Annotated in this window: 4 protein-coding genes and 1 pseudogene; 3 read left to right on the top strand and 2 right to left on the bottom strand. The window is 73.4% G+C overall.

The genetic code is table 11. The features are described from left to right. A pseudogene (locus FREUN1FDRAFT_RS13230) lies at positions 1-402 on the top strand (hypothetical protein); the annotation flags it as partial. Positions 403-436: 34 nt separating this feature from the next. Here FREUN1FDRAFT_RS13230 and FREUN1FDRAFT_RS13225 read toward each other — a convergent pair. Together FREUN1FDRAFT_RS13225 and FREUN1FDRAFT_RS13220 are read right to left on the bottom strand one after the other, a co-directional pair. Then, entirely contained in the window at positions 437-2,248 is a 1,812-nt protein-coding gene (locus FREUN1FDRAFT_RS13225) for an ABC transporter ATP-binding protein (protein ID WP_006540560.1), read from the bottom strand. Then, the gene (locus FREUN1FDRAFT_RS13220) at positions 2,245-4,056 is read right to left on the bottom strand and encodes an ABC transporter ATP-binding protein (RefSeq protein WP_006540559.1); all 1,812 of its coding nucleotides are present in this window, start codon (positions 4,054-4,056) and stop codon (positions 2,245-2,247) included. The genes FREUN1FDRAFT_RS13225 and FREUN1FDRAFT_RS13220 overlap by 4 nt, the downstream gene beginning before the upstream one ends. Positions 4,057-4,356: 300 nt before the next feature. Here FREUN1FDRAFT_RS13220 and FREUN1FDRAFT_RS13215 point away from each other — a divergent pair, with 300 nt between their 5' ends. Next, the gene (locus FREUN1FDRAFT_RS13215) at positions 4,357-6,213 is read left to right on the top strand and encodes an ABC transporter ATP-binding protein (protein WP_006540558.1); all 1,857 of its coding nucleotides are present in this window, start codon (positions 4,357-4,359) and stop codon (positions 6,211-6,213) included. Beyond that, positions 6,206-7,930: an ABC transporter ATP-binding protein gene (locus FREUN1FDRAFT_RS13210; RefSeq protein ID WP_006540557.1), complete on the top strand. Its 1,725-nt coding sequence runs from the start codon at positions 6,206-6,208 to the stop codon at positions 7,928-7,930. Before FREUN1FDRAFT_RS13215 ends, FREUN1FDRAFT_RS13210 begins: the two co-directional genes overlap by 8 nt. The last annotated feature ends 138 nt before the right edge of the window (positions 7,931-8,068 follow it).

Below are 8,068 nucleotides of genomic sequence, written 5' to 3'. Positions count from 1 at the left end.
CTGGTGTCGACGATCGTCGACACCGCCGACAAGACGATGCCCGTCCTGGTGCTGGTGACGATGGCCCAGCTCATGCTCTCCGGTGGCCTGGTGTCGCTGTCCGGCCGGACCTGGGTGGCCCAGGTCTCCTGGATCGCGCCGGCGCGGTGGGGCTATGCGGCGCTTGCGTCCACCGCGGACATCAACGAGGTCTCGAAGCTGGGCTACGAGGGGCTGCGCACCGACCCGGCGGACCCGTTGTGGGCGCACAACCAGCACATGTGGACTTTCGACATCGGCTTCGGCGCCATCCTGGCCTGCGCCACCCTCGCGCTGACCGCGGCCATGCTGCGCCGCGTCGATCCCAGACTGACCCGCCCGACGCGCAGCGGCCCCGGCGTGGCGACGTCCACCACTCGCTGACGGCCGGGGGCTGTACCAGGGATGTCGGCGGAGGTCAGCCCCGATCTCCGGCGGTGCCGGTCGGGGTTCTGGTGGTCAGCCGCCAGCCGCGGGCGCGTTCGCGTTCGCGCCAGAAGGCGGCGTACCGGCCATCCTGTGCGGCGAGCTCCGGGTGCGTCCCGCACTCGACGATCCGGCCGCCGTCGAGGACGGCGATCTGGTCGGCACGGATGATCGTGTCGAGCCGGTGCGCGATGACCAGGACGGTGCGGTCGGTGGCGAGCTCGGCGATGGCGTCGTGCACGGCCGCCTCGTTCTCCGTGTCGAGGGATGCCGTGGCCTCGTCGAGCAGGACGATGGGCGCGTCCTTGCACAGGGCGCGGGCGATGGCCACGCGCTGGCGCTCGCCGCCCGACAGCAGCCGCCCGCCCTCACCGACATGGCTGGCCCAGCCGTTCGGGAGCCGGGCGACGATCGAGTCGACCTGGGCGCGGCGGGCCGCGTCGCGGACCTGCTCCTCGGTCGCACCGGGGTTGCCGAACCGGATGTTCTCCTCGATGGTGGTGTCGAGCAGGTAGACGTCCTGGAACACCAGCGCGATGTGCCCGAACAGCTCGCGGCCGGTGACGTCGCGGACGTCCACGCCGCCCACGCGCACCGACCCGGAGTCGACGTCGTGGAAACGGGCGATCAGCTTCGTGACGGTCGTCTTCCCGCCGCCGGAGGCGCCGACGAGCGCGGTGGTCCGCCCGGCCGGGACGGTGAGGTTCAGCCCGGTCAGGACCTCGGGACCGTCGGGATAGGAGAAGTGGACGTCGGTCAGCTCGATCCCGGCATGGCCGATCTGCTTGCCGTCCGCGGGCTCCGGGAGCGGCTCGACCGCCAGGAGCTCGGCGATCCGCCGGGCGGACGCCGCGGAGGCCTGCAGGATGCCGCCGAGGCCGACCAGGGCGTCGAGTGGGCGCAGCAGGCTGATGCCGAGCACGACCAGGGCGATCATCCGGCCCGGTTCGAGGCCGTCCTGCGTGGTGAGCGCGAGCCCGACGAGGAACAGGGCGGTGAGCGCCAGCTGGAGGCCGAGTTCCCCGATGTACTCGCCGGGCAGCGAGCGGACGATCTGACGCCGGGAGGCACGGTGCTGGTCGGCCAGGGCGTCGTCGAGCGCGGCGCGGCCGGCGGCGGTCTGGCCGGTGGCCCGCAGCGTCGGCTGGGCCCCGGCGAACTCGACGAGCCGGCTGCCGGCCTCGGCGGTGGCCGCGTTCTCGGCCGCTTCGGAGCGTTCGGTGAGCCGGCGGCTGACCGAGAGCGCGACCAGCACGACCGGGACGGCGATCAGCGCGGCGAGTCCGATCCGCCAGTCGAAGCCGAGCAGGAACACGGCGATCGTCGCGGGGGTCGCGACCGCGCCGATCAGGGCCTGCGCGAGGAACACCGTGGAGGAGACCCTGGCCACGTCACCGATGACCAGCTGCGGGACCTCGCCCGCCCGAGCCCCGTCGAACCAGCCCAGCGGCAGCGTCACAAGCTTGCCGCCGAGCCGGTTGTAGAGGTCTCGTCGCCAGGCCGAGGACAGCCGCAGCGCTCGCGATCCCAGGTAGTAGTGCGCGAACCAACCGGCGACCGCCGCGGCGGTGAGGGGGAGCAGCCACCATGCCGCCGCGGTGGTGTCGCCGTCGAACAGGGCGGTCAGCAGTGGGAACAGCACACCGAAGGCCACTCCCTCGCTGACGGCGTAGCCGGCCACCGACGCGAGGTACCACCCCAGCGGCCGGTGCTGGCCGGCTGGGATGAGGCCGCGCAGGCTGCCCGCGACGCTGGCCGTACCCGCCGTACCCGCCGTACCCGCCGTGTTCGCCGAGGATGTCAAGCTCGTCCTTCCCGATCGCTCTGCTGCGCCCGCCAGAGCTGGGCGTAGCGCCCGCCCGCGGCGAGCAGGTCGTCGTGCCGGCCGCGCTCGACGATCCGTCCGTCGTCGAGGACGAGGATCTGGTCGGCGGCGGTGACCGTGTACAGGCGGTGCGCGATCACGAGCAGTGTCCGGCCCGCGGCCAGTTCGGCCAGCGCGTCCTGGATGGCGGCCTCGGAGTCGGGGTCGGCGAACGCGGTGGCCTCGTCGAGGAGCACGATCGGCGTGCCGGCCAGCAGCGTGCGGGCGATCGCGATCCGCTGTGCCTCACCGCCGGAGAGGTGCGCGTCCTCGCCGACGACCGAGTCGTAGCCCCGCGGCAGGGCGAGGACGCGGTCGTCGACGGCGGCCGCGCGGGCGGCGGCGCGGACCGCCTCGTCGGACGCCTCCGGGACCGCGAGGGCGATGTTGTCCCGGATCGAGCGGCGTAGCAGCACGACATCCTGCAGCAGGAATCCGATGTGGCGGTAGAGCTCGTCGCGGCCGATGTCGCGCAGGTCGACGCCGCCCAGCCGGATCGTGCCGGCGGTGACGTCGGCGAACCGGGCCATCAGCATCGCCAGCGTCGACTTGCCCGCCCCGGAGGAGCCGACCAGCGCGGTCACGGTGCCTGGCCGCAGCGTCGCGCTCACGCCGTGCAGGACCTCGCGACCGTCCGGGTAGGCGAAGTGGACGTCGTCGAGCTCGACGGTCGGCGGGGTGCCCACGGTGCGGGCCCGGGCGGGGTCGACCTCCGGCTGCCGGGGCTCGCGTAGCAGGCCACTGATCCGCCCGGCCGCGTCCTGAGCGCGTTCCCGCTGGTCCTGGGCCAGGTAGATCGGGGTGAGCTGCTCGAACAGGCCGACACCGAGGAGGATGAAGGCCACCAGGTCCACCGGGTCGGTCCAGCCGGCGGCGACCAGGCCGGTCCCGACGGCGGTGACCACGAACACCACTGTCGCGGGGGCCACCGTGGCCCGCGCGACGCCGCGCGGCCGCAGGAAGATGCGCTGGGCCTGCTCGTCGGCGTCGGCGTGCTCGGCCGCGGCCGCCGTGAACCGGCGGGAGCTCTGGTCGGCGGCGAAGGCCTTGACGACGCTGATGCCGCGCACGGTCTCCAGCACAGCCGCGGTCAGCTCGCTGTTGGCTGCCGCGATGCGGTTCACCTGGTCGGTCGCGCGCACCGCGAGCCGTGAGCGGATGGTCTGGGCCATTCCGACGAGCGCGGCCGTGACCAGCGCGAGTGGCCAGTCGACCCAGAGCAGGTAGATGATCACGACGGTCGGGCCGGCCACCGCCGAGGCCAGGTCGGCGCGGGCGTGGGCGACCGCGTGGTGCAACGAGCCCACATCATCCTGCACCGTCGAGCGCACCCGAGCCGACACCCCGCCCGCGAACCAGCTCAGCGGCAGGGCGCTGACGTGCTCGGTCATCCGGCGGCGCAGCAGATACGCGAGGTCGGCGTCGGCGAGATGGCTGAGCAGGCTCGCCGACGCGTACAGCGCGAACCGGGCCAGGAGCAGGCCGGCCGCGAGCCAGGCCAGCGGCCACACCGACTCGCCCTCGTCGTTCAGCAGCCGCCGCGCGATCTCCACCAGCACGACCGCCGGGGTGATCGACAGCACTGCGGCCAGTGCCTGCAGAACGGCCGCGACGCCGATCCGGCCGCGGACCGCACGACGCAGCTCAGCCAACTCGGCCGCTGTCTGGTCGGACGCTGTCCGGTCGGCGGCGTCGGGGTCGGCGTCGGCGTCGGCCGCGTCGTGGGGCGGTGCCGTGACTTTCACCACGCCGAATCCTCCGGTTCCCTGGGTGCCGTGCCTTTCCCGACGGCGAGAGGCAGAGGGGCGGCATATGTTCCGATGGTCTAGTAAAGGAAGGCTTACCTATTTTTCGGATGGAGTTCCGGGGTGTCAAGTGTGCGGCCGTCGGTTCGACTGGTCGCGGTGGGTGGCCGGGCTCTGAGATCCTGTGTCACGGTCCGCAGGTCGGGTGTCGCCGGGTGTCGTCCGTCCGTGCGGGTTGACCCCAGCTCTTAGGTTAGCTATACCTAACAGGCGAGAAATCCACTTTCCCGCGATCTCCGATCCATGCGGGCGCCGCGGGCATTCACGGCCGCCCGGACGAACGGCTTCGGTTCCGGCGGAGCGCGGGAAGCGCGGGAACGGAAGCGGTCGGACGGCGTGGGCACATCCGATCAGGGCGGTGCTGGGTTGAGCGCTGGGCTGCACAGCTCGACAGGGCTGCTCCGCGGCCAGCTCCTGGCCCGGCGGCGTGATCTCGCCTTCGGCGGCCTGGCGACCGTCGCCCAGCAGGCCGCCATGCTGGCGCTTCCCTGGTGTATCCAACGCGCGCTCGATCGAGGGGTCACCGCGCACTCGGTGCAGGGCACGGTCACCTGGGCGGTTCCGACGGCGCTGGTCGCCGTGGTGTTCATGATCGGTGGGGCCGGAGGGCTGTGGTGGTCGGGCCGGGCCGCGAACGGCGTCGCCCACGCGCTGCGGGCCGCGCTGGTCGAGCGGGTGGCCGCGTTCGACCGCCCCGCCCTCGCCCGCTTCGGGCACGGCGACCTGGCGACCAGAGTCACCCGGGATGTCGATCTCGTCCGGCAGTGGGTGCAGAGCCTCGCGATCTGGGTCCGGATCGTGGTGACCATCGTGGTGGTGCTGCCCGCCTTCGCCCTGCTCGACTGGCGGCTGCTGGTGGTGGGCGTGGCCACGATCCCGCTGGTCGTGCTCGTCAACAGCTACTTCCCCAGCCGGTTCGGCGCGGCGAACGAGAGCCTGTCCGTGGCCTTCGCCGCCCGCGCCGACGCGGTGGACGATCTGCTGTCGGCCAGTGCCGCGGTCCGTGGCCTCGGCGGCGAGACGGCACTCGTCCGCCGTCATGACGACCGCAGCGCGGTCCTCACCGACCGAACGATGACCGCCGCGCGGATCTCGGCGTCCTGGGCCGCCGTCCCGCCGGCCGTGCCCAGGCTGGCGATCGCGGCAGGGCTGGCCATCGGCGGTACGGCCGCGCTGCGCGGCGACCTCACCATCGGTGGCCTGGTCGCCTTCACCTCCTGGATGACGACGCTGGCGCTGGCTGTCACGATCGCGGTCGAACTGCTCGCCGCTCGCGGCCAGGCCCGCGTCGCCGCGGAGCGCATCGCCGGGGTTCTCGGCACCCCGGTCGCTGGCGACGACTCGGCCGATGCCGAGGTTCCGCCGCCGGGCGCCGCGCTGCGCGCCGCCGCCCTGGCCGCCCGGCGCGATGGAAGGCAGGTGCTCGGCCCGGTCGACCTGGCCGTCGGCCCGGGCGAGCTCGTCGTGGTGACCGGCCCGACCGGCAGCGGCAAGACGACGCTCGCCCGCCTGCTGTGCCGGGTGGAGGACCCGGCGAGCGGCTCGGTCAGCCTGGGCGGCGTCGACCTGCGGAGGGTGTCCCGCCTCGAGCTCGCCCACCGGATCGGCCTGGTGCCCCAACGGCCCCTGATTCTGGCGGGCACGGTCGCGGACAACATCCGGGTCGGTCGCGAGGTCGATCTCGACGAGCTGCGCGCGGCCTGCGAGGTGGCCGCGATCGACGACTTCGTGATGAGCCTGCCCGACGGCTACGACACCGAGCTGGGGGAGCGCGGGGCGACCGTCTCCGGCGGGCAGGGGCAGCGGCTCGCGCTGGCACGTGGGCTGGTCGGACGTCCGGACGTGCTCGTGCTCGACGACGCCACCGCGGCGGTCGACGCCGCGACCGAGGCCACGATCCTGCGCCGGCTGCGCGAATGGTCGCCGCGGACCGCGCTCGTCGTCATCTCCCACCGACCGGCTGTCCTGGCCGCCGCCGATCGGGTCATCCGGCTGGCCCCCGCGCCCGCGCCCGCGCGTTCCGTGCCGGCCGCCGAGCACGTGCCCGCCGGCTCGCGCGGCGGCGCGGGAACCGTCGGTGTGAGGGGCGGCGATGGCTGAGGTCCGGGTACTGGCCGACGACCCGCCCGTCGCGGGCACCTTCCGGCGCTTCTGGCCGTACCTGCGCCCGCACCGGGCGATCCTGGCCGCCGCGCTGCTGGCGAGTGTGGCCAGCACGGCGGCGGTGGTGGGCATCGCGCCTGCCATCGGGTGGGGAGTCGACGCCGTGTCCGCGGGCGACAGGGGCCGGCTGTGGCAGGCGGTCGTCCTGATGGTCGGGCTCGCCCTGGCCAGGATGCTCCTGCTGCGCTGGTCGGAGCTGCTGCTGTCCGCGGCCGGCGAGCGGACCATCCGCGGCCTGCGGGATCTCGTCGTGGCACGCCTCGCCCGGGCACCCCTGCGATTCATCGAGGCCCACCGGACCGGTGACCTGCTGCGCCGGTCGACCGGCGAGATCGCCGACCTCACGCTCTTCCTGCGCGACCAGCTGCCCAACCTGGTCGGCGTCAGCCTCACCATCGCCCTGACCACGGTGTTGCTGCTGGTCTGTTCGTGGCTGCTCGCGCTGCTGCTCATCGTGCTGTTCCTGCCCCTGGCGATCGCGATCGTGGCCTGGTTCAACCGGGGCGCGCCGGAGGCGTTCGGTCGCCAGGCCGCGGCCGACGCGGCGATGACGGCGGCCTTCACCGAGACGCTCAGCGCGCATGAGGCCCTGGTCGCCCCCGGACGACCCCAGGAGTGGACTCGCCGATTCCGAGAGGACAACGACAGGCTCCAGCAGGTGGCGGACCGCACGCTCGTCGTGCAGAACCGGCTGGAGCTGTTCGGCATGATCGAGGGGCTGGCCACCGCCGCGCTGCTGCTGCTCAGCGTCTGGCTGGTGCGTGCGGGGCATCTCGGCGTCGGCACGGTCGTCGTCTTCGTGGTCGCGACCCGCAACCTGTTCGAAGGCGTGCTCACGTTGTCGGGACTGGCCGGCCAGGCCCAGCTGGCCCGGGTGGGCCTGGCTCGCCTGACGGACCTGCTCGACGCACTTCCGCCAGTGCCGGACCCGGCGCCGGTCCCGGGGACAGGTCCGGCACTGGCGGAAGTGGCGGGCGCCCGCGGGGGCGGCGGCCTGCCGACCCATGGCGACCTGGTCGCCGACGCCCTCGGCTTCGGCTACGTCGACGGCGCGCAGGTGCTGCGCGACGTCTCGGTCACCTTCCCGACCGGCGACCGGGCCGGCCTCGTCGGGGTCACCGGGTCCGGGAAGACGACCCTGGCGAAGCTGCTCGCCGGGCTCTACGAGCCGGACGTCGGGGCGGTGCGCTACGGGGGCGTCGATCTGCGGGCCGTCCCGGCGCGGGAGGTTCGGGCCCGCATCGTCCTCGTTCCGCAGCAGGTGCACATCATCACCGGCACGCTGGCGGAGAACCTGGCGCTCGTGCCGGGCGAGCCGGGCCGGCCGGCGATGGAGCGGGCCGTCGACCTCCTCGGCCTCGGCGACTGGGCGTCCCGGCTGGGTGGTCTCGACGCCGATCTCGGCACCCGGGGTGAACGGCTCTCCGCCGGTGAGCGCCAGATCGTCGGGCTGTTGCGGGCGGCGCTCATCGATCCACCGGTACTGCTGCTCGACGAGGCGACGGCCGATCTCGACCCGGATGCCGCGCTCCGGCTGGAAAGGGCGGTCGAGCGGCTGCGACCCGGCCGGACGCTGGTCGTCATCGCGCATCGGCCGAGCACGATCGAACGCCTCCCGCGGATCGTCCGACTTGATGCCGGACGCCTGGTCTGAGCGCACCGCAGGGCCCGACCATCTGGGCCGATCCGAACTGGTGGTTGCATTTCCGATCTCGCCTACATTAGGTTAACTTCACCTAATCTGTGTGAGGACGGTGCCGCCTGTCCGCCAGTCGGCGGTCGTTGCCCCAGG

The sequence above is a fragment of the Parafrankia sp. EUN1f genome (genome assembly GCF_000177675.1).
In the GTDB taxonomy this organism is placed as follows: Bacteria; Actinomycetota; Actinomycetes; order Frankiales; family Frankiaceae; genus Parafrankia.
The sequence above is the reverse complement of the archived record's forward strand: the minus strand, read 5'-3'. Positions and strand labels throughout refer to the sequence as shown.